At 61.7% G+C, this 26,044-nt stretch carries 22 protein-coding genes; 14 read left to right on the top strand and 8 right to left on the bottom strand.

Annotated elements, in window-relative coordinates; genetic code table 11:
• Window positions 1-125: 125 nt before the first annotated feature.
• From ACRC0P_RS13680 to map, 8 genes are all read right to left on the bottom strand, one after another.
• On the bottom strand, window positions 126-2,096 hold the full coding sequence (locus ACRC0P_RS13680; protein WP_438631843.1) for an alpha/beta hydrolase family protein: 1,971 nt from the start codon (window positions 2,094-2,096) through the stop codon (window positions 126-128).
• Between the two features lie 81 nt (window positions 2,097-2,177).
• Window positions 2,178-3,311, bottom strand: a complete 1,134-nt coding sequence (dapE, locus tag ACRC0P_RS13675) for a succinyl-diaminopimelate desuccinylase (protein WP_438631841.1) — start codon at window positions 3,309-3,311, stop codon at window positions 2,178-2,180.
• 224 nt (window positions 3,312-3,535) lie between these two features.
• Window positions 3,536-4,567 carry a 2,3,4,5-tetrahydropyridine-2,6-dicarboxylate N-succinyltransferase gene (gene dapD, locus ACRC0P_RS13670; protein ID WP_438631839.1) on the bottom strand — a complete coding sequence of 344 codons (1,032 nt, stop codon included), beginning with the start codon at window positions 4,565-4,567 and terminating at the stop codon, window positions 3,536-3,538.
• Window positions 4,567-4,944 (bottom strand): ArsC family reductase, encoded by a 378-nt coding sequence (locus ACRC0P_RS13665; RefSeq protein ID WP_438631837.1) that lies wholly within the window; start codon window positions 4,942-4,944, stop codon window positions 4,567-4,569. Before ACRC0P_RS13665 ends, dapD begins: the two co-directional genes overlap by 1 nt.
• Window positions 4,941-5,609 (bottom strand): endonuclease III, encoded by a 669-nt coding sequence (nth, locus tag ACRC0P_RS13660; protein WP_438631835.1) that lies wholly within the window; start codon window positions 5,607-5,609, stop codon window positions 4,941-4,943. The genes ACRC0P_RS13665 and nth overlap by 4 nt, the downstream gene beginning before the upstream one ends.
• An 11-nt stretch (window positions 5,610-5,620) precedes the next feature.
• Window positions 5,621-6,796, bottom strand: a complete 1,176-nt coding sequence (gene dapC / locus ACRC0P_RS13655) for a succinyldiaminopimelate transaminase (RefSeq protein WP_438631833.1) — start codon at window positions 6,794-6,796, stop codon at window positions 5,621-5,623.
• Between the two features lie 288 nt (window positions 6,797-7,084).
• Window positions 7,085-9,814 (bottom strand): [protein-PII] uridylyltransferase, encoded by a 2,730-nt coding sequence (locus ACRC0P_RS13650; protein WP_438631831.1) that lies wholly within the window; start codon window positions 9,812-9,814, stop codon window positions 7,085-7,087.
• A 282-nt stretch (window positions 9,815-10,096) separates the two neighbouring features.
• Window positions 10,097-10,867 carry a type I methionyl aminopeptidase gene (gene map, locus ACRC0P_RS13645; protein ID WP_438631829.1) on the bottom strand — a complete coding sequence of 257 codons (771 nt, stop codon included), beginning with the start codon at window positions 10,865-10,867 and terminating at the stop codon, window positions 10,097-10,099.
• Window positions 10,868-11,174: 307 nt separating this feature from the next.
• On the opposite strand from map, the gene rpsB reads away from it, so the two are divergent.
• From rpsB to lpxB, 14 genes are all read left to right on the top strand, one after another.
• Entirely contained in the window at window positions 11,175-11,921 is a 747-nt protein-coding gene (rpsB, locus tag ACRC0P_RS13640; RefSeq protein ID WP_438631827.1) for a 30S ribosomal protein S2, read from the top strand.
• 93 nt (window positions 11,922-12,014) lie between these two features.
• Complete coding sequence (tsf, locus tag ACRC0P_RS13635) at window positions 12,015-12,878, top strand: translation elongation factor Ts (RefSeq protein ID WP_438631825.1); 864 nt, start codon at window positions 12,015-12,017, stop codon at window positions 12,876-12,878.
• 154 nt (window positions 12,879-13,032) lie between these two features.
• On the top strand, window positions 13,033-13,770 hold the full coding sequence (gene pyrH / locus ACRC0P_RS13630) for a UMP kinase (RefSeq protein WP_438631823.1): 738 nt from the start codon (window positions 13,033-13,035) through the stop codon (window positions 13,768-13,770).
• Window positions 13,767-14,324, top strand: a complete 558-nt coding sequence (gene frr, locus ACRC0P_RS13625) for a ribosome recycling factor (RefSeq protein ID WP_438631821.1) — start codon at window positions 13,767-13,769, stop codon at window positions 14,322-14,324. Before pyrH ends, frr begins: the two co-directional genes overlap by 4 nt.
• Window positions 14,324-15,076, top strand: a complete 753-nt coding sequence (gene uppS, locus ACRC0P_RS13620; protein ID WP_438631819.1) for a polyprenyl diphosphate synthase — start codon at window positions 14,324-14,326, stop codon at window positions 15,074-15,076. The genes frr and uppS overlap by 1 nt, the downstream gene beginning before the upstream one ends.
• A gap of 203 nt (window positions 15,077-15,279) precedes the next feature.
• Window positions 15,280-16,107, top strand: a complete 828-nt coding sequence (locus ACRC0P_RS13615; protein WP_438631817.1) for a phosphatidate cytidylyltransferase — start codon at window positions 15,280-15,282, stop codon at window positions 16,105-16,107.
• Window positions 16,108-16,226: 119 nt separating this feature from the next.
• Window positions 16,227-17,402, top strand: coding sequence for a 1-deoxy-D-xylulose-5-phosphate reductoisomerase (gene ispC / locus ACRC0P_RS13610; RefSeq protein ID WP_438631815.1), 1,176 nt, complete (start codon window positions 16,227-16,229; stop codon window positions 17,400-17,402).
• Between the two features lie 38 nt (window positions 17,403-17,440).
• Complete coding sequence (gene rseP / locus ACRC0P_RS13605) at window positions 17,441-18,796, top strand: RIP metalloprotease RseP (protein ID WP_438631813.1); 1,356 nt, start codon at window positions 17,441-17,443, stop codon at window positions 18,794-18,796.
• 377 nt (window positions 18,797-19,173) lie between these two features.
• Window positions 19,174-21,741, top strand: a complete 2,568-nt coding sequence (gene bamA / locus ACRC0P_RS13600; RefSeq protein ID WP_438631811.1) for an outer membrane protein assembly factor BamA — start codon at window positions 19,174-19,176, stop codon at window positions 21,739-21,741.
• 53 nt (window positions 21,742-21,794) lie between these two features.
• Window positions 21,795-22,310, top strand: coding sequence for an OmpH family outer membrane protein (locus ACRC0P_RS13595; RefSeq protein WP_438631809.1), 516 nt, complete (start codon window positions 21,795-21,797; stop codon window positions 22,308-22,310).
• Window positions 22,311-22,329: 19 nt separating this feature from the next.
• A complete protein-coding gene (lpxD, locus tag ACRC0P_RS13590) occupies window positions 22,330-23,400 on the top strand; it encodes a UDP-3-O-(3-hydroxymyristoyl)glucosamine N-acyltransferase (protein ID WP_438631807.1) in 1,071 nt (356 codons plus the stop codon).
• 123 nt (window positions 23,401-23,523) lie between these two features.
• Complete coding sequence (fabZ, locus tag ACRC0P_RS13585) at window positions 23,524-23,961, top strand: 3-hydroxyacyl-ACP dehydratase FabZ (RefSeq protein ID WP_438631805.1); 438 nt, start codon at window positions 23,524-23,526, stop codon at window positions 23,959-23,961.
• 81 nt (window positions 23,962-24,042) lie between these two features.
• Window positions 24,043-24,822: an acyl-ACP--UDP-N-acetylglucosamine O-acyltransferase gene (gene lpxA, locus ACRC0P_RS13580; RefSeq protein ID WP_438631803.1), complete on the top strand. Its 780-nt coding sequence runs from the start codon at window positions 24,043-24,045 to the stop codon at window positions 24,820-24,822.
• Window positions 24,823-24,966: 144 nt separating this feature from the next.
• Window positions 24,967-26,044 (top strand): lipid-A-disaccharide synthase (lpxB, locus tag ACRC0P_RS13575; protein ID WP_438631801.1); only part of this gene is annotated, 1,078 nt, incomplete at its 3' end.

Raw genomic sequence — 26,044 nt, 5'->3', positions numbered from 1 at the left:
GCCATGCCCGCGAACAGAGCCCGATCGCGGGCATGGCCCGCTCCTACAGGGTGATCCGCTTAAGCGAATGCAGGTTTCCTATGAGGGAGTAGGCGCGGGCTCCGGCGGTATCGGTGCGCCACTCCTCAGTTCCTTGCTTTGGGCTTTTCCGCGGCACCGACACCGATGTGTTGGTCGAGAAAGCCCAGCAGCTCGGTATACAAGCGCTTGTTGTTCTCCTCGCCGTAAAAGCCGTGGCCCTCGTTGGGCTCTATCAGGGTTTTTACCGGCTTTTTCTCTTCAGCCAGCTTCTCCAGCAGCGCCTCGGCGTGTTCCACCGGTACGCGCTCGTCTTTTTCCCCATGCACAATAAATAGCGGCAGATCCAGCTTGTCGGTGTTGTACAGCGGCGAGTTGGCGCGCAGGAAATCCTCGTCCTCACTCAGCTCGCGCCGCAGATAGGAGATGCCGCGGTCGCGGCGCTGGACATCGCCTTTTTGATACATCATTTCCAGATCGTAAACGCCCACATAGCCGATGGCGCACCGGTAGAGATCGGGGTAGCGGATGGGGTTCATCAGTGCCGAGTAGCCGCCGAAGCTGCCGCCGAAAATGCAGATGCGCTCTCTGTCCGCATAGCCTTGTTCGACGGTCCACGCCACGGCGTCGGCGATATCCCGCTGAATCTTGCCGCCCCACTGTTGCCTGCCCGCTTTGTAAAAGCCATCGCCGTAACCGGTAGAGCCGCGGAAATTGACCTGCAGTACCAGGTAACCATTTTGCGAGAGTATCTGCGCCTGGTTGTCGTAGCCCCAGTAATCCCGCGCGTGGGGGCCGCCGTGGGGCACGACCACCATCGGCAGCTTTTCAGTTCGGTTTGCCGGGAAGGTGAGGTAGACACCAATTCGGAATCCGTCCCCGGTTTCAAAGGATTCGGCGCGCATCGGGTTGAGGTCCTGGGGGTCCAGCCATTCGGCCGAGGACAGCAGAAAGTCAACTTTCTTTGACGTCATATCTACCAGGAAGTAGTCGCCGGGCAACCTGTCGCCATAGACTCTCAGCACGCCCTTTTTGCCGTCCTCGGTAAAACTGGTAAAGGCGATGCGGTAGCCGTCAAATGCCTTCTTTATACCGCGGAATAGCGGGGCAAAGCCGTCGCCCTCGTCAAAAAAGTGTTCTTCCGGGTAATCCGGATGCAGGTAGGCGCCCAGCGGCTTGTCGGTAGTCGGGTGGTAAATGATGCCGCTGATATCGGAAATTTCATGCTGGAATATCGGTTTGTATTTGTCGCTGTCCGGACTCAGTTTCACAAGCTGCTCTGTCTGCCCCTTGCGGTCTAGTACCAGATAGGCCTCCCCCGTCTCAGGGTCGAAACCCACCGGGGTGGCCCGCTCCAGGACCGGGTCTTCTACCCGGCTCCAGCCCACCTTGTCTTTCTTCCGGTAGAGCTGGTAGTCGTCGTTGCGGTCGGTGCCGTTGGCAAACCGCAGCTCGCCGCGGCCGTCGGTAAAGGCCCGCCCGCCCACCTGGGGCAGGCCGGTGACCTTGTTCCTGACACCGGTGTAGATGTTGATCCGGTAGACTTCGCCGTGGGTTTCCCAGTCTCTCGCCCAGGGGTAGGTGGAAACCAGGACTTCCTTGTCGCTGTCGGGCAGCGTGTCGATCAGGGTGGCGTGGGCGTAGGTGCTCTCCGCCTTCTTGATGCGCGAACCCGTCTGCCGCTCGCCAGCGGCCCAGCCGAAAATATTCCTGCCTCTGGAGCCGTCGTAATCGATGGCGAAGAGAGAGCCGTAATTGACCGGCGCTTCCAGCGCGGCCTTGCGTGAGACTACTTCGGCGACCACGCGCTCGTCATTTGCCCAGTGGAAGTCGCCCACCTCCTCCTTGCCGCGAAAGCGCAGGACACCGGTAATTTCCAGGGGCTTCATCGACATGAATACCAGGATGTGTTCGCCCTCGTACAGCTTGCGAACGGCCAGATGGGTGCCGGTTGGCGAGATTTTTACCTGTTTGATCTCGCTGTGCTTTACCAGATCGTCCAGCGGCAGTGGACTATTGCCGAGGGCTGTGAAGGGGAAGAGGAAAAGAAGGGCAAAAAACTGCAGTATCCGCTGCATGATGAGCTCCTTTATGATTATTGGCTTTCGCGCCATTATGCCAGCGGTGGGCATCGCCGCCAAACGCCCACCGCGATGACATCACACCAGCAGCCTGCGCAGTATCTCCCGGTACATCTCCTTCAGCTTGTCCAGGTCTTCCGCTTTCACGCACTCATCCACCTTGTGAATGGTCGCATTGACCGGCCCCAATTCCACTACCTGTGCGCCGGTGGGGGCGATAAACCGGCCGTCTGAAGTGCCGCCGGCGGTGGAGAGCTGGGTGGCTTCGCCGGTTACCGACAGGATCGCGGACTGCGCGGCTTCCACCAGCGGGCCTTCGGCGGTGAGAAACGGCTGGCCGGAGAGGTTGAAGTTTGCTTCGTATTTCAGCCCGTGCTTGTCGAGGGTGGCCCGCGCGCGGCGCTCCAGTTCCTCTGCAGTGGTCTCGGTGGAGAAGCGCCAGTTGCACACGAGTTTCACTTCGCCGGGGATCACATTGGTGGCGCCGGTGCCGCCATTGATATTGGAAACCTGGAAGCTGGTTGCCGGGAAAAAGTCGTTGCCCTTGTCCCATTCCTCGGCGGCGAGTTCCGCCAGCGCGGGGGCGAGGGTGTGAATGGGATTTTCCGCCAGGTGTGGGTAAGCCACGTGGCCCTGTACGCCGAAGACCCTGAGTTCCAGGCCCAGTGAGCCGCGGCGGCCGTTCTTGATTACGTCGCCGACCCGCTCGGTGCTGGAGGGCTCGCCCACCAGGCACCAGTCGATTTTTTCCCGCCGCTCTTCCAGCCACTGGACCACTTTCACCGTGCCGTCGGTGGCCGGGCCCTCTTCGTCGCTGGTGATCAGGAAGGCGATACGGCCGCTGTGATCCGGGTGCGCGGCGACAAACTCCTCGCAGGCCACCACCATGGCGGCGAGGGAGCCTTTCATATCTGCGGCGCCGCGGCCATAGAGGTAGCCGTCCTCGACCACCGGCTCGAAGGGCGGGTGCTGCCAGTTTTCCTCGGGACCGGTGGGCACCACATCGGTGTGGCCGGCGAAGGCGAACAGCGGCCCCTCGGCTTTGCCGTTGCGCACTGCCCAGAAATTGTCGGTGTCGCCGCGGCGCAGCCAGGTGGCCTCGAAGCCGATTTTTTCCAGGCGCTCGATCATCAGCGGCATGCAGCCGGCGTCCTCGGGCGTGAGCGAGCGACGGGAGATCAGCTCGCAGGCTAGTTGTAAAGTAGGAGTCATAAATAGTCTGGCTGTTGATGTTGTCTGGGGTGAGTACAACCCTGTAGGAGCCTGCTTGCAGGCGAACAAGAGCGGAGCTCCGTAGCCGTTCGCCTGCAAGCAGGCTCCTACGTAGGGTGCGCCGTGCGCACCATTGGCCGGGCGGTGCGCACGGCGCACCCTACTGAGAGTCCCGAGTCCCGAGTCCCGAGTCCCGAGTCCCGAGTCCCGAGTCCCGAGTCCCGTCAATTGCTGTGCAGCGCTTCGTTCAGTTCGATGGCCGTTTTGTTGGTCAGACATTCCACCGCGCCGTTGGTGGAATTGCGCCGGAACAGCAGGTCGGATTTGCCGGCCAGGTCGCGGGCTTTCACGTGTTCCACCAGCTTGCCGCCGTCGTCCAGCAGCGCCACTTTGGTTCCGGAGGTGATATACAGGCCGGCCTCCACGGTACAGCGGTCGCCCAGGGGGATGCCGATACCGGAGTTGGCGCCGAGCAGGCAGTTTTCGCCGACTGAAATGACGATGTTGCCACCGCCGGACAGGGTGCCCATGGTGGAGCTGCCGCCGCCCAGGTCGGAACCGGCACCGACGAAGACGCCGGCGGAGATACGTCCCTCGATCATGCCCGGCCCTTCGGTGCCGGCGTTAAAGTTGACGAAGCCCTCGTGCATGATGGTGGTGCCTTCGCCCAGGTAGGCGCCCAGGCGCACCCGTGCGGTATGCGCGATGCGCACGCCTTTGGGTACCACGTAGTTGGTCATTTTGGGAAATTTGTCGACGCAGGACACTTCCAGCAATTCGCCTTTCAGGCGGGCTTCGAGCTGGCGTTGGGGCAGTTCTTCCAGGTCGATGGCGCCGCGGTTGGTCCAGGCTACGTTGACCAGCTTGCCGAAGATGCCATCCAGGTTGGTCCGGTGGGGCTTGACCAGGCGATGGGAGAGGAGGTGCAGTTTCAGGTAGGCTTCCGGCACCGATTGCGGCGGTTCATCGCCGTGCAGTACCACCGCCACCAGAGGGCTCTGGCTGCCGGCAAATTGCTCCAGGATCTCCGCCTGTTCTGAGGCGCCGGCAGCGTTCAGTTTTTCCGCCAGTGGCTGCAGCTGCGACGGGTCCAGGGCGATGGTGTGGTTGCCTTCGTCCAGCTTCAATGCTTCCGCCACCGCCGTGGCGGTTTCCGCTTCCGGTTTGAACAGCGGTTGCGGGTAGTAGACTTCCAGCCAGTCACCCTTGCTGTTGCAGGTGCCGACACCGAATCCGATGCTGTAAATTTCACTCATCAGGCCATCTCCTTCCCGTTCAGGGCTGTTATCTTTTCAATCATTGCTGCTAATGTCTCTTCTTTGAAGCCGAACAGGGTTTCGCTGCCGGCGACGGTGACCGGGCGCTTTATCAGTGTGGGGGTTTCCTGGGCGATGGCCAGAGCCGAGTTGTTGTCCATCGCGCTTTTCTGCTCTTCGCCGAGGGCGCGCCAGCTGGTGGAGCGGCGGTTGAGCACTTCCTGCCAGCCGAATTCCGTTAACCAGTCCGACAGCGGTACGCTCTGCATACCGTCTTCCCGGAAGTCGTGGAAGCGGTATTCCACATCGTTCTTTTCCAGCCACTTGCGGGCCTTTTTTACCGTGTCGCAGTTCTTGATGCCGTATAGAGTAATCATGCTTTCTTTGTCTTCTTGGGGTTCTTGCGCGCGGGGTAGCAGGTGGTGCATATCTCGCACACGGTGCCGTCGCAGCCGCGAGCGGTGCAGTATTCGCGCCCGTAAAAAATAATCTGCAGGTGCAGTTTGTTCCAGTTTTCACGGGGGAACAGGCGTTTCAAATCTTTTTCTGTCTGCACCACGTTCTTGCCGCTGGTGAGACCCCAGCGCTGGGCCAGGCGATGGATATGGGTATCCACCGGAAAGGCCGGGTGGCCGAAGGCCTGGGACATCACGACGCTGGCGGTCTTGTGGCCCACGCCGGGGAGGGTTTCCAGCGCAGCCATGTTCTCGGGCACTTTGCCGTGGTACTCGTTGACCAGTATCTGCGAGAGTTTGCTGATCGCCTTGGATTTCTGCGGCGACAGGCCGCAGGGGCGGATCACTTCCTGGATCTTTTCCACCGGAACCTGCGCCATGTCCTCCGGGTTGTCCGCCAGTTTCCACAGTGCAGGGGTGACCTGGTTGACGCGCTCGTCGGTGCACTGGGCGGACAGCAGCACCGCCACCAGTAGAGTGTAGGGGTCGCGGTGGTGCAGGGGGACCGGGGTTTCCGGGTAGAGTTCGTCCAGGCGTTGCTGGATAAATTCCACCCGTTCCTGTTTTAACAAGCTTTTTACTGCCATGCCCAATATCTCTATTGGCAAAATGCCTTGATGCGCTTTGCGGCCTCGATGCATTCTTCCTGGGTGGCGACCAGGGCCATGCGCACGTATTCCGCGCCGGGGTTGATCCCCTCCGCCTCCCGGGCGAGAAAGCCGCCGGGGAGCACGGTGATGTTCTGTTGCCGGAAGAGTTCGCGGGCGAAGTGTTCGCCGTCGCCCACGTGAGGCCAGAGGTAGAAGCCGGCCTGGGGCTGCGCCACCTCCAGGCAGCCGTCGAGAATTTCCAGCACCGCGGCGAACTTCTCGCGATAAAGAGCGCGATTATGCCGCACATGCTGCTCATCCTGCCAGGCGGCGATGGAGGCGTACTGGCTGGGGAGGGGCATGGCGCAGCCGTGGTAGGTGCGATAGAGCAGGAATTTTTCCAGAATTCCGGCGTCGCCGGCGACGAAGCCGGAGCGCAGCCCCGGTAGGTTGGAGCGCTTGGAGAGGCTGTGAAATACCGCGCAGCGTCGGAAATCCGTGCGCCCGATTTCCTCGCAGACCTGCAGGAGTCCCAGTGGCGGCTGCGCCTCGTTGAAGTAGAGTTCCGAGTAGCACTCGTCGGAGGCGATAACGAAATCGTAGCGATCGGCGAGGGCGATCAGCTGTTTCAGGTCTTCGCCGTCCAGCAGGGCGCCGGTGGGGTTGCCGGGAGTGCAGATGTACAGCAGTTCGCACGCTTTCCAGACGTGCTCGGCTACCGAGGCGAAGTCCGGCTTGAAACCGGTCGAATCCGTACAGCTGATAAAGTGCGGGCTGGCGCCGGCGAGCAGGGCGGCCCCTTCGTAGATCTGGTAGAAGGGGTTGGGCATCAGCACTTTCGAGCCGGGGGACACCACTGTCTGGGCGAAGGCGAACAGCGCCTCGCGGGTGCCGTTGACCGGCAGTACCTGGGTGTCTGCACAGACCTCATTTAATTGAAAGCGCTGGCACAGCCAACTGGCAATGGCCTGGCGCAGCGGGTCTATACCTTTTGTGGCGGGATAGGTGGCCAGTTTGTCCAGGTTGTCGATCAGTTCGTCGCGCACGAACTCCGGCGGTTCGTGTTTGGGCTCGCCGATGGAGAGCGCAATATGGGGCAGGTGCGCGGGCGCCTGCAGGTCTTTTTTCAGCGCCGCCAGCTTTGTGAACGGGTAGGGCTGCAGTTTTTCGATATTTGAATTCATTTTTGTGTTTCCAGTCCCCAATTCTTAACTGGCGCCGTGGCGGCCCTGCTGCCGATGGCCGTTCGCTTCACGGCCTCATCGGTCTGTTTATAAGCCGCAGGCGCTTTTCGCGAACGGCCCCCGGCATCGGGGCCTTCGCATTAAAGTCCGGTATTCTCTTCGAGTCCCGAGTCCCGAGTCCCGAGTCCCGAGTCCCGAGTGATTCGCGCATCCCTGCGCTCACCCGCTGCGCGGGCGCCTTCGGCGTCCAAAATTGTTCCCGACAATTTTGTCCCGAGTCCCGAAACCTCACTCCGCCTTCCCGCCCCCCGACTTTTGAATCGCGTCCAGCTCCCGGCAGATATCCTCTTCCAGTTCCCGGCTGGCGACCTCGTCCAGCAGTGGATGGCCGTCGGCATCGGTTATATGGAAGGTGTCCTCCACCCGCTCCCCCAGGGTGGAAATCCTGGCGTTGTGCAGGCGCAGGTCGTGGGTGATAAATATTCGTGCGATGCGCGCCAGAAGCCCGGGGCGGTCGGCGCTGGTGATTTCCAGGGTGCTGTACTGGTCACCGGGTTCGGTGGTAATACTGGCGCGGGTGGCCAGTTCGAACATCTTCAGGCGCCGGGGCGTGCGCCGCTGGATCACTTTGGAGTAGTCCTCCACCAGGGCCAGTTCCTCCTGCAGGGTTTTGCGGATCTGTTCCAGTTGGTGGGGCTCGTCCAGCAGCGGCTGGCCGGATTCGTCGAGCACGTAGAAGGTGTCCACGGTGTAGCCGGAAGCGGAGCTGTACAGGCGCGCGTCGTGGATGTCCAGGTTGAGCATGTCCAGGCCGGTAACCACCGCGGCGAAGACGTTGGCCCTGTCCGGGGTGTAGACGAATACCTCCGTCGCACCGTCGTGTTCGCCGGGACCGGAATTGCGCGTGAGCACCAGGGTGTCCCTGCGCTGGCCTTTTTCGCTGGCGCTGTGCAGCTGATGGATGGCGGCGGTGTGCCAGGCAATGTTGTCGGCACTTTCGCGCACGAAATAGTCCTCGCCCATCTGTGCCCAGATATTTTCCACCGAGGCCATGGGCAGGCCCATGGCGCGCAGCATGCTGCGGGCCTGGCTCCGGGTTTCCTCGATGATTTCCTCCCGGTCGATGGGATTCTCCAGGCCGCGGCGCAGGGCGCGCCGGGTGGCCTGGTAGAGCTGGCGCATCAGGCTGGCGCGCCAGCTGTTCCAGAGCTCCGGGTTGGTGGCGTTGATGTCCGCCACGGTGAGGGCGTAGAGGTAGTCGAGGTGTTCGCGGTCGCCTACGGTGCGGGCGAAATCGTGTACCACTTCCGGGTCGGTGATGTCCTGTTTCTGGGACACGGCGCTCATCAGCAGGTGTTTTTCCACCAGCCAGCACACCAGGCGGCGGTCGCGGCCGGACAGCTGGTGGCGGCGGCAGAAGGCGTCGGCGTCCACCACGCCCAGTTTGGAGTGGTCGCCGCCGCGACCCTTGGCGATGTCGTGGTAGAGGCCGGCGATGTACAGCAGTTCGGGCTTGCGCATACGCGCGAGAATTTCGGCGGCGATGGGGGATTTCTGCCAGGCCTCGGGGCTGCGGAAGCTGCGCATATTGCGCACCACCTGCAGGGTGTGGGCATCCACCGTATAAATATGGAAGAGGTCGTGCTGCATCTGCCCGGTGACGCGGCCGAATTCCGGCAGGTAGCGGCCCAGCACACCGTAGCGGGTCATGCGCGAGAGCTGGGTGGACAGGCCGCGGGGGGAGCGCAGCAGCTGCATGAACAGTTCGGCGTTGGCCGGGTCCGCGCGGAATTTTTCGTCGATCAGGTGGCGGTGTTCGCGGATCAGGCGGATGGTGGAGGCGCGCACGCCCTGGATATCGGGGTTTTCCGCCATCAGCACGAATATTTCCAGCAGCGCCGAGGGCTGTTCCTGGAATACCCGGGTCTGGGTCACTTCGATGGTGCTGTCGCGCAGCTGGAAGCGCTCGTTGATCGGCGTCACGCTCTGCCGCTGGCCGCGCTGCAGTATGGCCTCGTCGAGAAACTGCAGCAGCACGTCGTTCAATTCGCGCAGCGCCATCACGACGCGGTAGTAGTTGTGCATGAACTGCTCCACCGCCAGTTGGGTGCCGCTGTCCACGTAGCCGAACTGTTTTGCCAGTTCCCGCTGGTAGTCGAATAACAGCCGCTCCTCGGCGCGCCCGGCGAGCAGGTGCAGGCCGTAGCGCACCCGCCAGAGAAAGTCCTCGCCGGACTGGAGGATGGCGAACTCTTCCTCGGTAAAGAAGCCTTTGCCCTGCAGTTGCTTGAGGGTGCGCACGCGGAAGTAGCGCTTGGCCACCCAGCCGATGGTCTGGATGTCCCGCAGGCCGCCGGGGGCGTTTTTGATATTGGGCTCCAGGTTGTATTCGGAGGCCTGCTGCCGATTGTGGCGCTCGCGCTGTTCCGTGTACTTGGCGCTGAAGAACTTCTCCGCCGGCCAGAGTTTGTCCGGGGCCATGTGATTCACCAGGCGTTCGCGCATGGCGTCGTTGCCGACCACGGTACGGCACTCCATCAGGTTGGTGGCCACGGTGATGTCTTCCGCGGCCAGTTCCAGGCAGTGCTCCACGGAGCGCACCGAGTGGCCGATATCCAGGCCCAGGTCCCAGAGGAAGGCCACCAGTCGCTCGATATTGTCCACGGTGACGCGGTCCGGCTTGCCGTGGGTGAGGATCAGCAGGTCGATGTCCGAGTGGGGGTGCAGTTCACCGCGGCCGTAGCCGCCCACCGCCAGCAGGCTGATGTTGTCCGGCCACTGGTACTGGTGCCAGGCGTAGTGCAGCAGGCAATCCACGAACAGCGCGCGCTCGTGCACCAGGGTGCGCACGTCCTCGCCCTCGCGAAAGCGCTCGGCCATTTGGGTGTCGGCGGCACCGGCGGCGTCTTTGAAGATTTCCAGCGCCGGTTTGACGCCCTCGGCCAGGGCCTTGCGGAAGCGGGCCTGGTCGAAGAAGAACAGGGGGCGCTCGAAGTAGGGGGTTTTGGCCAGCTGCATTGATTTGTCTGTCTTGCGGATGGTTGGGGCCTGGGACTCAAGTCTCCTGAGGCCAGGCCTGTGGCGGCCCTGCTACCGGTGCTTTTTGCCAGACACGCTGTGAATACGTCCCTGTACGCTCTACGCGGCCATCCACGGCCGCGTAAGGTCTGGCAAAAAGCCCCCGGCATCAGGGCCTTCGCATTGAGTTTCGCGATACTTTTGGAGTCCCGAGTCCCGAGTCCCGAGTCCCGAGTCCCGAGTCCCGAGTCCCGAGTCCCGAGTCCCGCCGAGTCCCGAGTCCTAAAAACTCTCTTCCCCGCGCGCCGTCAGCACCTCTACCCCGTTGGCGGTCACCACCATGGTGTGCTCCCACTGGGCGGACAGGCGGCGGTCCACGGTGACCGCGGTCCAGCCGTCGCGAAGCACGCGGGTGCCGGGCTTGCCGGCGTTGATCATCGGCTCGATGGTAAAGGTCATGCCTTCCTCCAGCGCCAGGCCGGTGCCGGGCTTGCCGTAGTGCAGTATCTGCGGGTCCTCGTGAAACACGTCGCCGATGCCGTGGCCGCAGAAGTCGCGCACCACCGAGTAATAGTTCTTCTCCGCGTGCTGCTGGATCACGTGGCCGATATCGCCGAGGGTGGTGCCCGGGCGGACTATCTCGATGGCCCTGTACAGGCATTCCTGGGTCACTTTGACCAGTCGCTCCGCGTGGGGCGCCGGTTTGCCCACGAAATACATCTTGCTGGTGTCGCCGTACCAGCCGTCCTTGATCACGGTGACATCGATATTGATGATGTCGCCTTTCTTCAGCACCTTGTTGTCCGAGGGAATGCCGTGGCAGACCACTTCGTTCACGGAGGTGCAGATGGATTTGGGGAAGCCGCGGTATCCCAGGCAGGCGGGGATGGCGTTCTGTACGTTGACTATATGGTCGTGGCAGCGCCGGTCCAGTTCCTCGGTGGTGGCGCCGGGAACCACGTACTCGCCGATCATCTCCAGCACCTCGGCGGCCAGTTGGCCCGCGGTGCGCATTTTGGCGATCTGTTCCGGTGTCTTGGTGCTTGAGGTCATGGAGAATCCCGGGTTGCTGGTCAGCGAGGCGCGGTATTGTAGCGGATTGGGCACCGCGGCGCACAACCCGGTATCCCCGCCCCCGGGAGGGGCGGCGGCCCCGGCTGTTGCGGGCGGGTTGCCACTATCCACTACCCTCGCTTCGGGGAATATGGTATAAAGCGCGCCGCTCCGGGGTCGTCCCGGGGCTAAATCAACGCCGCACACGCACCGGCACATGTGTCTGGGTGCCTCGCTTGGCTACGCCGGGTGGGGTTGATACATGGGGCGCGTGGAGGACTAACCCGTAAAACTGAGGTTTACTATTATGCCGCAAGTCAGCATGCGCGATATGCTGCAGGCTGGTGTGCACTTTGGCCACCAGACCCGCTATTGGAACCCGAAGATGGGTGAATTCATCTTTGGAGCCCGCAACAAGATTCACATCATCAACCTGGAGCACACTGTTCCGGCTTTCAACGAAGCCCTGCAGGTGATCAAGGGGATGGCCGCACAGAAGAAGAAAATTCTGTTTGTCGGCACCAAGCGCGCCGCGCAGAAATCCATTAAAGAGCAGGCCGAGCGTTCCGGGCAGCCTTACGTCAGCAACCGCTGGCTCGGCGGCATGCTCACCAACTACAAAACCATCCGCGCCTCCATCAAGCGTTACCGTGAGCTGGAGATTCAGTCCCAGGACGGTACTTTCGAGAAGCTGACCAAAAAAGAGGCGCTGATGCGCACCCGTACGATGGACAAGCTGGAGCGCTCCATCGGTGGTATCAAGGATATGGCCGGCCTGCCCGACGCGCTGTTCGTGATCGACGTCGAGCACGAGCGTATTGCCATCCAGGAAGCCAATAAGCTGGGCATCCCGGTGGTCGGTGTTGTGGACACCAATAGCAGCCCGGAAGGTGTGGACTACGTGATTCCCGGCAACGACGACGCTATCCGCGCGATCAAGCTGTACACCACTGCGGTGGCGGATGCGGTACTGGCCGGCGTGGGCGAGGCCGGCGGCGGTGTCGCGAAGGACGAGTACGTCGAAGCGAGCGACGACGAGGCCGCGGCAGAGTAACAGTCGCCCTGGCGAACTCACTTAAAAAGGGGCCGTGCAACGGCCCCTTTTTCCAACTACCGAATTAGTGAATGAACTCCGAGGAATAGAATCATGGCGATTACCGCGTCTATGGTAAAAGAACTGCGCGAGCGCACCGGCCTGCCGATGATGGAGTGCAAAAAGGCACTGACCGAGGCGGACGGTGATATCGAAAAAGCGATTGAAGACCTGCGCAAAGCCTCCGGCCTGAAGGCTGCCAAGAAAGCCGGCCGCACCGCCGCCGACGGCGTGGTTGCGGCGAAAGTGGCCGAAGACGGCAGCTTCGGTGTGCTGGTGGAGGTCAACTCCGAAACCGACTTCGTGGCCCGCGACGACAATTTCAAGGCGTTCGTGGAAATGGTGGTGGACAAGGCATTTGCCGGCCGCCAGCAGGATGTCGCCGCACTGATGGAAGGCGAACTGGAGCAGGCCCGCGAAGCGCTGGTACAGAAGATTGGTGAGAACATCGGTGTGCGCCGCATCCAGGTAGTGGAAGGGGGCCGGGTGGGCGCCTATGTACACTCCAACAGCCGTATCGCTGCGATTGTCGCCCTGAGCGGCGGCGATGAAGAAACCGCCCGTGATGTGGCCATGCACGTGACTGCGGTCAATCCGCAGGTTGTCAAGCCGGAGGATATGCCGGAGGACGTGCTGGAGAAGGAAAAGGAAATCATCAAGGCTCAGCCGGATATGGCAGGCAAGCCCGCCGAGATCGTCGAGAAGATGATGGGCGGCCGTATCAAGAAGTTCCTCAAGGAGAACAGCCTGGTGGAACAGCCTTTCGTCAAGAATCCGGATGTGACCATCGGCAAGCTGGTCAAGGACCAGAGCGCGGAAGTGGTTTCCTTCGTCCGCTTTGAGGTGGGTGAGGGTATCGAGAAGGAAGAGGTGGACTTCGCTGCGGAAGTTGCTGCGCAAGTTAAATCCTCTTCTTAATCGTCTACATCGGGTGCCTGAGGGCGCCCGGCTGCAGTGGGGGTGCTTTCGATGGACTCTTTGGGGTCACATCGGGGCACCCCTCTGTGTAAATGACCAGAATTGTTGTAATGTTCCGTGGCAATAACTGCCAGTGCCAGTAGAGGACCAACGGATGCCCGGTGTCAAAGACCGCAAGTACAAGCGAATCCTGTTAAAGCTCAGCGGCGAGGAGCTGATGGGCGAACAGGGGTTTGGAATCAGCCCCAAGGTACTGGATAAGATGGCCCTGGAGATAGGCCAACTGGTGGGTATCGGCGTCCAGGTGGGGCTGGTGGTCGGCGGCGGCAACCTGTTTCGCGGCGCCGCGCTGCACGCCGCGGGCCTCGACCGGGTGACCGGCGACCATATGGGAATGCTGGCCACTGTGATGAATGCCCTGGCCCTGCGCGATGCCCTGGAGCGCTCCAATATTTCCTCCCGTGTGATGTCCGCGATCCAGATGAGCGGTATCGTCGACCACTACGACCGCCGAGCCGCCATCCGCAACCTTGAGCGGGGCGAAGTGCTGATCTTCGCCGCCGGCACCGGCAATCCCTTCTTCACCACGGATTCCGCCGCCTGCCTGCGGGGCATCGAAATCGAAGCGGAGCTGGTGCTGAAGGCCACCAAGGTGGACGGCGTCTACTCCGCCGACCCGGTGCTGGAACCCACCGCGACCCGCTACGACCAGCTGACTTACGACGAGGTGCTGGACAAGAAGCTCGGGGTGATGGACTTAACTGCAATTTGCCTGTGCCGCGAACACAACATGCCCGTGCGGGTGTTCCGCATGGACAAGGCCGGCGCGCTGCTCAATATCGTGGTGGGTGGCGAAGAGGGCACCTTAATCGAAGAGGAAATGAAATCGTGATTGAAGACATCAAGAAAGACGCGAAGGCGCGCATGAATAAAGCGCTCGACGCGCTGGCCGGCAACTTCAACAAAATCCGCACCGGCCGCGCGCACCCGAGCATTCTCGACGGTATCCAGGTCTCCTATTACGGCTCTGACACCCCCCTTTCCCAGGTTGCCAATGTCGTGGTGGAAGATGCCCGGACCCTCTCCGTGACCCCCTGGGAAAAGAACCTGGTGCCGGAAATCGAAAAGGCCATCATGAAGTCCGACCTGGGCCTGAACCCCAGCTCCGCCGGTACCGTGATCCGCATCCCCATGCCGATGCTCACCGAGGAAACCCGCAAGAACTTTATCCGCCAGGCCAGGGGCGAAGCGGAAAATGCGCGGGTGTCCATCCGCAATATCCGCCGCGATGCGCTGGCGGAGGTGAAGGCACTGGTCAAGGAGAAGGAGATCTCCGAGGACGATGAGCGCCGCGCCGGCGACGAGATCCAGAAAATCACCGACCAGTTTGTGGCGGACGTCGACAAAGCACTGGCGACCAAAGAAAAAGACCTGATGGAGATTTGATGGGTTCCGCCGAAGTGCTGCCGCCGGGCGAGGGCCCGCGCCATATCGCCATTATCATGGACGGCAACGGCCGCTGGGCCGCGCGCCGCGGTCTGCCCCCCTCGGCGGGCCACAAGGCGGGAGTGGAGCGCATCCGCGACCTGGTTTCCGCCTGCGGGGACCGCGGGTTGGAGGCGCTCACCCTGTTCGCCTTTTCCAGCGAAAACTGGCAGCGCCCGCCCAAGGAAGTGGAGCTGCTGATGAGCCTGTTTCACTCCTACCTGCGCAAAGAGGCTGCGCGCATGTGTGAGGAGGGCATCCGCCTGCGGGTGGTCGGCCGGCGCGACCGCTTTTCGGCGCGGCTGCAGCGGGCGATTGCGGAGGCGGAAGAGATCACCAGCGAGTGCTCCCGCGGCAACCTGGTGATCGCGGCCGATTACGGCGGCCGCTGGGATATCGCCAACGCCGCGCGCACTCTGGCGGAGGAAGTGGCCTCCGGGGTGAGGGCGCCGGAATCCATTACCGAAGAGGTGCTGGCGGATTACCTGCAACTGGCGGACCTGCCGCCGGTGGACCTGCTGGTCCGCTCCAGCGGCGAGCAACGCATCAGCAACTTTATCCTGTGGCAGGCGGCCTACAGCGAATTTTATTTTACAGACACACTGTGGCCGGATTTTGGCGAGCGCGAACTGGACGCCGCTATCGCCGCCTACCGCCAGCGGGAGCGCCGCTACGGTGGCCGCAGCAGCGATGGTTTGGCCGCCCAGGCCTGAGTTCCAAACGATGAAAATCGGACCGAGAGCTTATTCCATGAATAATAATCGCTGCGACGGCCATTTTCGCCCAGTGCAGGGAACGGGGAGCGCGGTGTGCTCATTGCACACAGGCGACGAGCGTCGAGCTGCGCCCCAACACGCAGTGATGTTTTATTCATGGACAAGCTTCTAAGGGTGTGACGGTGCTAAAACAAAGAATAATGACCGCGCTGGTATTGGTGGCTCTGTTTCTCGGGGTGTTGTTCTTCCTTCCCATCCAGTGGTTCTCTCTGGCAACGGTGGCAGTGATCCTGCTCGGCGGCTGGGAGTGGGCCAACCTCTCCAACCTCAATCGCGCGCTGCGCTTTGTCTTTCTCGCCGCCCTGGGCGCCTGCCTGGTGGGCACCGCCCAGTACGTCTTTGCCATGGATTTCGCCCGCCCGGATACCGCGCGGGCGCGCCAGATACTGGCGGTGGCCTGCGGTTGGTGGGCGCTGGCATTCCTGTGGGTGCAGAGCTATCCCGCCAGCGCCATGCTGTGGGGCAACCGCTGGGCTCGCGGCCTGATCGGCCTGGTGGTGCTGGCGCCCGCCTGGCTGTCGATGGTGATCCTGCGGGGCCAGGACCACGGCGCCTGGCTGGTGCTGTTCGTTGTGGCAGTGGTGGTGGCCGCCGACGTGGGGGCCTACTTCGTGGGCCGACGCTACGGCAAGCACAAACTGGCCCGCGAAGTGAGCCCGGGCAAATCCTGGGAGGGCTTCTTCGGCGGCCTGGTCGCCTGCCTGATTCTGGCAGTCGGTGTCTCCCTGTTGTTGGAGTTGCCGCTGAAAAACAGTGTACTGTTTTCCTTCGGGGTACTGGTCACCGCGTTGGCCTCGGTGATCGGCGACCTGGTGGAGAGCATGTTCAAGCGCCACCGGGGCATCAAGGACAGCAGTCGTATACTGCCTGGTCACGGCGGCATCCTGGATCGCCTGGACAGCCTCTCCGCGGCACTACCGGTCTTCACCATGGCCGCGCTCGCCAGTGAACTGCCGAAGTATTTGTAAAAAACGGGACTGCGGATGGTGGTTTCCCGCTTTGCCTGGGTTTGGGATCGGGATAACGGAAGCGCTTCTTCCGAGTCCCGAGTCCCGAGTCCCGATGGTCCCGGCTTTTGAGGTAACCAATGCAATCTATCACCGTCCTCGGCTCAACCGGCTCCATTGGCGTCAGCACCCTGGATGTGCTGGCGCGCCATCCGCAGCGCTATTCGGTGTTTGCGCTGACCGCCCGCGAGCGCCTGACCGAGCTGGCACAGCAGTGCCGCCGTTTCGCCCCGCGTTTTGCCGTGGTGGCGGACGAGAAAGGTGCCCGGGTGCTCCGCGAACAACTGGCCGGAGAGGTGCCGGGTATCGGGATACTCTGGGGGGTGGAAGGGCTCTGCCGGGTGGCGTCGGACCCGCAAGTGGATGCGGTGATGGCGGCGATCGTCGGCGCCGCCGGTCTGCGCCCGACGCTGGCGGCGGTAGAGGCGGGCAAAAAGGTCCTGCTGGCGAACAAGGAATCCCTGGTGATGGCGGGGCCGGTGTTTATGCAGGCCCTGGAGAAAAGCGGCGCCCAGCTGCTGCCCATCGACAGCGAGCACAACGCCATCTTCCAGTGTCTGCCCCAGCCCTGCGCCGACCTCGACCGGGCGGGGGTGGAAAAAATCCTTCTCACCGGTTCCGGCGGCCCCTTCCGCACCCACCCCGTGGACGAACTGCACCGGGTCACTCCGGATGAGGCCTGCGCCCACCCGAACTGGTCCATGGGGCGCAAGATATCGGTGGATTCCGCCACCATGATGAACAAGGGCCTGGAGTTTATCGAGGCCTGCCTGCTGTTCGGCGCGCGGCCCGATCAGGTGGAGGTGGTGGTGCACCCGCAGAGCGTCGTCCACTCCATGGTGCAGTACCGCGACGGCTCGCTGCTGGCGCAAATGGGCGAGCCGGATATGCGCACGCCCATCGCCCATGCGCTGGCTTTTCCCGAGCGGATCGGCAGCGGCGTGGCGGCGCTGGATCTGGTCGCCCGGGGCCGCCTGGACTTCGAAGCGCCGGATGCGCGCCGCTTTCCCTGCCTGCGGCTGGCCCGCGAGGCCATGGATACCGGTGGGAGCGCTCCCACGGCGCTGAATGCCGCCAACGAGGTGGCGGTGGAGGCCTTCCTGCAGGGCAGGCTGGCGTTTACTAGTATTCCGGCTGTTATCGAGCGGGTGATGAAATCCGCGGAACCGGTTGAACTGACCGGCCTGGACGCAGTCGAAACAGCGGATCGCAGTGCGCGGGCACTGGCGCAGCGGGCGCTGGAAGAATTGAGCTGAAAGAATTGAATAGCCGCGCAACGAGTTAGACAGGTTTTATGGATTTTATTCAAACAGTCATCTGGGCCCTGATCGCTTTGGGCGTACTGGTCACCTTCCACGAAATGGGCCATTTCTGGGTGGCGCGCCTGTGTGGGGTCAAGGTACTGCGCTTTTCCGTGGGATTCGGCCGCCGCCTGGTGTCCCGCTACGACCGCCACGGCACCGAGTTCACCCTGTCGGCGATTCCCCTTGGCGGCTATGTAAAGATGCTCGACGAGCGCGAGGGCAACGTGCCCCGGGACCAACTGGACCAGGCGTTCAACCGAAAGAGCGTATGGGCGCGCATCGCCATCGCCGCGGCCGGGCCGGCGGCCAACTTTGCGCTGGCCATAGTGCTCTTCTGGGCGGTGTTTTTGGGCGGGACCGCGGGCCCGGTGCCCATCGTCGAATCCGTGCAACCGGGTAGTATTGCCGCTCGCGCCGGGCTTGAGCCGGGGCAGGAGATCCTCTCCGTCGACGGCGAGCCGACGCCCACCTGGCAGGCGCTCAACTGGCGCCTGGCGAATCGCCTGGGGGACACCGGAAGTATCAAGTTCTCCGTGCGCTACCCGGACTCCGATCTGGAATACCATACATTGGCGGACATAGACCGCTGGCTGGCGGGGCAAGAGGTGCCGGACCCGCTGGGGGAGGCGGGTCTGGAGCTCTGGACACCCCCGGCCAGTATGAAGCTGGCCCAGGTAACCCCCGACAGCCCTGCGGAGCGGGCCGGTCTGCAAGCCGGGGACAAGATTCTTTCCACCGACGGCAAGGCCTTCAGCGATTGGGACAGTTGGAGCCAATACCTGCGGAGCCACGGCGGTGAAACGGTACATGTGGAGGTGGAAAGGGACGGCGATCGCCGGTCACTGGAAGTTACCCCGGAAATGGTGACCCTGGACAGCGGTGAACGGGCAGGCCGCATCGGTGTGTTGCCGGTGGTGGAATCCTGGCCGGAAGAGCGGGTGCGCACCTACCACTACGGTGTGGGCGGTGCCCTGGCCAAGGGGCTGCAGGAGACCTGGGAAAAAACCCTGTTCACCCTCAACAGCCTCAAGAAGCTGATCGTGGGCCAGCTTTCAACCCGGAACTTGAGCGGCCCTATCACCATTGCTAAAGTGGCCGGCACTTCGGCGGACGCCGGCTGGCAGTCATTTCTGTCGCTGCTGGCGCTACTTAGTATCAGCCTCGGCGTGCTCAACCTGCTGCCTATCCCGGTGCTCGACGGCGGTCATCTTCTCTACTACGGTATTGAAGCCATCAAGGGGTCGCCCGTCTCCGAGCGGGTGCAGATGATCGGCCTGCAGGTGGGTATGGCGCTGGTGCTGTGTATTATGGGGTTGGCGCTATACAACGATATTTTGCGCTTATAGTGCGGCCGGAAGCCGCCATCATTATTCCCCTCTCCCGCTTGCGGGACAAATCGGCAGGAGAGCCGATTTGAACACCCCGGAGGGGTGCCCGCGAAGCGGGCGAGCGCCAGGGATGGCGCGAGTTAATGGGTGGCCCGAAGGGTCGGGAGAGGGCGTCCGTCAGGACGGCCAAAGACCGCAGTCATTTTCCCCTCTCCCGCAAAGGGGACAAATCGGCAGGGTTCGATTTGAACGCACCGGGAGGGGAGTCCGCGAAGCGGGCGAGCGCCAGGGATGAAGTGTGAGTTAATGGACGGCCCGAAGGGCCGGGAGAGGGCAGCCGCGAGGTGCGTCTCTCATTGGTTGGAATTGCGAATAAAGAACTCGGAAATTAGTAGATGAATCACTTTCTGAAAGCGGCCTCGCTGGGCCTGGCCCTGCCATTGACAGCCATCGCCCAGTCGTTCGTGGTCAACGATATTCGCGTCGAGGGTTTGCAGCGGGTTTCCGCCGGCACCGTGTTCGCGTCGCTGCCGGTCCGGGTGGGAGACCAGATCGAGAGTCTGGATATCCAGACGGCCACCCGCGCGCTCTTCCGCACCGGCTACTTTCAGGATATCCAGATAGGCCGGGAAAACGGCGTGCTGGTGGTGACCGTGCGCGAGCGGCCGGCAATTTCCAAGATTGAAATCACCGGCAACAAGGCCATCAAGACCGAAGACCTGCTCAAGGGGATGGAGGAGAACGGCCTCGCGGAAGGACAGATTTTCAAGCGCGCCACCCTGGAGGGCCTGGCGCAGGAGCTGGAGCGCCAGTATGTGGCCCAGGGCCGCTACGGCGCCAGCGTAAAAACCGAGGTCAAGGAGCTGCCGCGCAACCAGGTGGAGTTGAAGGTCGTGGTGGACGAGGGCTCGGTGGCCGCCATCAAGCACATCAACGTTGTCGGCAACAAGGCCTTTTCCGATGAGGAGCTGGCGGAAATCTTCGAACTGCAGACCACCGGCTGGCTTTCCTGGCTGCGCAGTGACGACAAATACTCCCGGGAAAAACTCACCGGTGACCTGGAGCGCCTGGAGTCCTATTACCTGGACCGGGGTTACCTGGAATTTCGTATCGATTCCACCCAGGTGTCCCTGAGCCCGGACAAGAGCAGTGTCTTTATCACCATCAATATCTCCGAGGGCGATGTCTACAAGGTTAGCGATGTGGAGCTGGCCGGTGATCCGGTGGTGCCGGAAGAGGAGATCCGTCGCCTCCTGCTGGTGCGCGAGGGGCAGACCTTTTCCCAGGTGCTGATGACCACCACCTCCGACTACATCACCAAGCGCCTGGGCAACGAGGGCTACACCTTTGCCGAGGTGAACGGCATCCCGGAACCCAATGAGGAAGACAAGACGGTAAAAATCACCTTCTTTATCGATCCCGGCAAGCGCGCCTATGTTCGCCGTATTGATTTCCGTGGCAACACCCGCACTGCGGACGAAGTACTGCGCCGGGAAATGCGCCAGATAGAATCCGCCTCCGCGTCCTCCGCACGCATCGAGCAGTCCAAGGTGCGCCTGGAGCGGCTGGGTTACTTCAAGGAAGTACAGGTGGAAACCACCGAAGTGCCCGGCACGTCCGACCAGATCGATGTGGAGTACACCGTGGAGGAGCAGCCCTCCGGCACCATCGGTGGCACAGTGGGCTACGCCCAGGGCAGCGGCGTGGTGCTGGGTGCGAATGTGCAGGAAAACAACTGGCTGGGTACCGGCAAGTCCGTGGGTTTTGCGGTGAACACCTCCCGCTATCAGACGGTGCTTAATTTTTCCTACACCGACCCCTATTTCACTCCGGACGGCGTTAGCCGCGGCTTCAATGTGTTCTATCAGGAGCGCGATTATTCCGAGATCAACCTGTCGCGTTATAACACCACAACCTATGGTGCAGGTCTGAGTTTTGGTTATCCGATATCCGAGATTTCCCGGGTGGGCCTGAATTTGGGCCTCAGCCACATGGAGCTCGGTGTCGGCGACACGTCGGTCAAGGAAATCAAGGACAGCCCGGTCCCGGACCCCAGTTTGATCGGGATGATTCTGTCGTCCGATAGAAATGAAATTCAAACCGAACTGGATGAAGCGGCAAAGGCCGGTGAAGCCTTGAAGCTTAGTGAGCCCATCGATCCGGCACTCCTGAATGAGGACCTTGACGGCTTTGTCGACCTGAACGGCGATGAGTTTGACTCTTTTACCGTTACCACCTCCTACGCGCGCTCCACCCTGAACCGGGGCATCCTCGCCACCCGGGGCACGTCGCAGCGGGCCTCTCTGGAAGTGGCGCTGCCCGGTGGCGACCTGGAGTACTACAAGCTGCTCTACACCGCTCAGTATTTCCGCCCCTTGACCAGGGACCTTACCCTGCGCCTGCGCACCAGGCTCGGGTATGCCGATAGTTATGGCGATACCACCGAACTGCCGTTCTTCGAGAATTTCTACGCCGGTGGTTTTGGCTCGGTACGCGGTTTCGAGCGCAATACACTGGGTCCGAGGTCGACACCTTTCCAGCAGTATATTCCTGCTGCATGTGAAGTGGATGCAGAGGGGAATTTTTCAGGCTGTTATATACAAAATGCGCAGACAGGAGAGCTGGCAGTAACCGCCCCCCGCCGTGATCCGGACCCATTTGGTGGCAACATCCTGATCGAAGGCAGTGCGGAAATCATCTTCCCGCTCCCCTTTGTCAAGGACCAGCGCTCCATGCAGTCGGCCTTTTTTATCGATGCGGGTAACGTTTTTGATTCCAGCTGTGGTATTTCGCAGCTCAACTGCTACGATGTGGACCTCGACCATATCAATGTCTCCGCCGGTATCGGCCTGACTTGGATTACCGGCTTCGGCCCGCTGACCTTCAGCGTGGCCAAGGCATTGCAGGAGAACGAGGACGACGAGACAGAAGTCTTCCAGTTCTCACTTGGCAACAGTTTCTAAGGGTAGTGTTGTCAGTCACTATTATAAATACAGCAATACGGAGAATATTCGACGTGCATAAAACAGTAAAAATGATCGCGGCCCTGATCGCTGGTATCGCAATTTCCGGTGCCGCTCTGGCGCAGAGCAAGGTGGCGGTGTTCAATCTGCAGGCGGCCATCATGAGCACTGACATCGCCAAGTCCAAAGTCAATGCGTTGAAGACCAGCTCCGAATACTCCAGCTTGCAAAGCAGTGCGGAATCCATTCGCGCGGAATTGCAGAAGCTGGCTGAAGATGCGCAGAAGGACAGCATGACCTGGTCCGAGGAGCAGAAAGCCGAGCAGCAGCGCAAGATGGAATTCAAGCGCTCCGACTTCGAAACCACAGTGAAGAAGATGCGCGCCATGGAAGCCCAGGTGGGCCAGGAAATCCAGAAGGTCATGGCGCCCAAGGCCAAGAATGCGCTGGAAGCGATTATCAAAGATCAGAAGCTGGATCTGGTTCTGGACGCCAGCTCCGCCTACTACGCCGGCCCTAATACCGACCTCACTGAGGCCGTGGTCAAGCGTATGAACGCCGATAAGTGATCTCCGGCAGTTCCATTTGATGACAGACAAGCCAACGCTGGCCCAGTTGGCGGAACAACTGGGCGCCCGGTTGTGCCTGGCTCCCGGGGCAGATCCCGGACTGGTGCCCTCCGGCCTCAACACCCTGCAGGACGCCAGCGATTCCCAGGTCAGTTTCCTCGCCAGTGCCAGTTACCGGCGTTTCCTCGCCGGCACCCGTGCCTGCGCGGTGCTGCTGACGGAGGAACTGGCGGCGGAGTGCCCGGTCAGCGCACTGGTCGTTGACGATCCCTACTACGCCTTCGCGCGTGCCACTACCCTCTATGACACAGCGCCTCGATCTGCGCCCGGGGTCCACCCGTCCGCCGCGGTACACGCGGATGCCGAGGTGGAGGTTTCCGCCTGCGTGGGGCCGGGAGCGGTGATCGAGGCCGGTGCCCGGATAGGTGCCAACGCGATTGTCGGTGCCAACTGTGTGGTGGGCGAGGGCAGTGAGATCGGCGCCCGGACCCGACTCCACGCCGGGGTGATCATCTACCACGGCTGCTCCATCGGCCGGGACTGTGTCGTTCACAGCCACACAGTGATCGGTGCCGATGGTTTCGGCTTCGCGCCCCACGGAGGGCAGTGGATCAAGATACATCAACTGGGCGGAGTGGAAATCGGCGATGAGGTGGAGGTAGGAGCCTGCACCTGCATAGACCGCGGTGCCCTGGGCAATACCGTGATCGGCCGCGGGGTCAAGATCGACAATCAGGTGCAAATCGCGCACAATGTCCGGATTGGTGACTACTCGGCCATCGCCGCTTGCTCCGCAATAGCGGGCAGTGCCACCATCGGTAACCGCTGCACCCTCGCCGGCGGCACCGGCGTGGTGGGGCATGTGACGGTTGCGGACGGCAGTCATGTTACCGCCAGGACCCTGGTGACCAAGTCCATCGACAGTGCCGGTTCCTATTCCAGCGGTACCCCCTTTTCCGACAGCCGCAGCTGGCGCCGCAATGCAGTGCGCTTTGGGCAGCTGGATGAGATGACCCGACGGTTGAAGGGCCTGGAAAAACGGCTGGAGACGCTCGCCGCCGAGCGGGATCGGCCCGCGGAAAAGGAATGAATTAACCGCAATGCTGTTGGGTTAACTCGACAGTATTGGATTTGGCCGGTGCTTGCCGGTTACTGTTTGGTTTATTGTTCGGGGCGTACTAACGCCCCGAAGTGGTTTCTGGGGACAATATGCATGATGGATGTACGCGAAATTCGCAAATACCTGCCGCACCGCTATCCTTTCCTGCTGGTGGACAGGGTTCTGGAGCTGGAAGAGGGCAAATATATCAAGGGCTACAAGAATATCTCCGTCAATGAGGAAGTATTCAACGGTCACTTTCCCGATGTGCCGATTTTCCCCGGCGTGATGATTGTCGAAGCGCTCGCGCAGGTATCGGGAATCCTCGGTTTCAAAACCCTGGGGCAAAAACCCGAGGACGGCTATCTCTACCTGTTTGGCGGCATCGACAATGTGCGCTTCAAGCGGCAAGTTGTGCCGGGCGACCGGCTGCAGCTGGAGTCCGAAGTGGTTTCCGAGCGCCGCGGGATCTGGAAGTTCGCCTGCAAGGCGAGTGTAGAAGGCGAGCTGGCGGCCTCTGCCAATGTATTGTGCGCGGTCAAGAAAGTTTGATTGTGATCGGTTCGATTCCATTACCTTCCCGTAGGGTTTAAATTGGCGGGACCTTCCAGCTTGCGAGGAGTAGGGCGCAGAATGCAGACGACTATCCACCCCACTGCGATTGTCGACGAGTCGGCAGTTCTGGGCTCCGGGGTGAGCATCGGTCCCTACACGATTGTAGGTCCCCAAGTGGAAATCGGGAACGGCTGCGAGATCGCCTCCCATGTGGTATTGAGTGGCCCCACCACACTCGGCAGCAATAATCGCATCTACCAGTTCGCCACTGTGGGCCAGGATACCCCGGACAAGAAATACAAGGGTGAGAACACCACCCTGGTCATCGGCGACAACAACGTAATTCGCGAGGGCGTCACCATCCACCGGGGCACGGTGCAGGACCGCGGTGAAACCACCATCGGCAACGACAACCTGATTATGGCCTACGCCCACGTGGGTCACGACAGCGTTATCGGCAGCCACACCATCCTGGTCAACAATGTCGCCCTGGCCGGGCATGTGCAGGTGCGGGACTGGGCGATTCTCGGCGGTTTTACTATGGTGCACCAATACTGTTCGATCGGCGAGCACGCCTTTACCGGTATGGGCGCGGCCATCGGCAAGGATGTGCCGGCCTATGTGATGGTGGCCGGCCACCCGGCAGAGGCGAAGACCATCAACGCCGAGGGGCTGCGCCGCCGCGGTTTTAGCCGGGAGGAAATCTCCCTGATCAGCAAGGCCTATAAAATGGTTTACCGCCGCGGTCTCACCCTGCAGGAGGCGCTGGAAGCGCTGATCGAACTGCGTGAGGAGTCGCCGGTCATCCAGCCGTGGATCGATTCCCTCAAATCCTCCAGCCGCGGTATCGTCCGCTGACCGGAAGACTTTAGAATAGACAGCCTGTAGGGGCGGCCTCCTGGGAGCGCCGAGCTCCAGCTCGGCTTGCGGACCGCAGGCCCGCTACCGCGGTTAGCGGCGGATGGCCGCCCCGCCGCTCCTACAAGCACAGGATTGCGTCGAGTGACAACCAACAACAAACCCCTGCGCATTGGTATCGTGGCCGGCGAGGCCTCGGGTGATATTCTCGGAGCCGGCTTGATTGCCGCTTTGCAAAAACGCTTTTCATCGCTGGAAGTGGAGGGTGTCGCCGGCTCACGCATGCAGGCAGCGGGTGCAAAATCCCTGTTTCCCATGGAGCGGTTGTCGGTGATGGGCTTAGTGGAGCCCCTGAAGCGCCTGCCGGAACTGCTGAAAATCCGCCGCACATTGCGCCGGCACTTCCTCGACAATCCCCCGGATCTTTTTATCGGCATCGACTCCCCGGATTTCAATCTGTCGCTGGAGGAGTCGTTAAAAACCGCCGGTATTCCCACAATGCATTATGTCAGCCCCTCGGTATGGGCCTGGCGCCGGGGACGGATCAAAAAAATTGCCCGCGCCGTCGACCAGATGCTCACCCTGCTGCCCTTTGAGGCCAGCTTTTATCGGGAACATCAGGTGCCGGTCACTTTTGTCGGCCATCCCCTGGCGGATGAAATTCCCCTGCAGGTGGATACCGTAGCGGCGCGCCGGGAACTGGGCTTCGAGGAGGAAGGCCAGGTTATTGCACTGCTTCCGGGTAGCCGCGGTGGCGAAGTGCGGCTGCTGGGCCCGCTGTTTTTACAGGCCGCGCGCTGGTGCCATCGGCGCCGGCCTGAATTGAAGTTTGTCCTGCCGGCGGCCAACGAACAGCGGCTGACAGAATTGAGATCGCTGCTGGTGGACTATAGCGATTTGCCGGTGACTCTGTTGGAGGGTAATTCGCAGCGGGCAATGGCGGCGGCGGACGCCGTGCTGATCGCCTCCGGCACCGCTACGCTGGAAACACTGCTGCTGAAAAAACCCATGGTGGTGGCCTATAAAATGGGGGGCGTGTCCTACGCGATTTTTTCCCGTATGCTGCACACCCCGTGGGTCTCCCTGCCGAATTTGCTCGCCCAGCGCGACCTGGTGCCGGAGATTTTGCAGGATGAAGCCACTCCCGAGAGTCTGGGTGCGGCGTTGCTGCAGTTCTTCGATGATCCGGTAATGGCGGATCAACTGGTGCGGGAATTTGATG

This window comes from Microbulbifer sp., assembly GCF_051659245.1.
Classification (GTDB): domain Bacteria; phylum Pseudomonadota; class Gammaproteobacteria; order Pseudomonadales; family Cellvibrionaceae; genus Microbulbifer.
The sequence above is the reverse complement of the archived record's forward strand: the minus strand, read 5'-3'. Positions and strand labels throughout refer to the sequence as shown.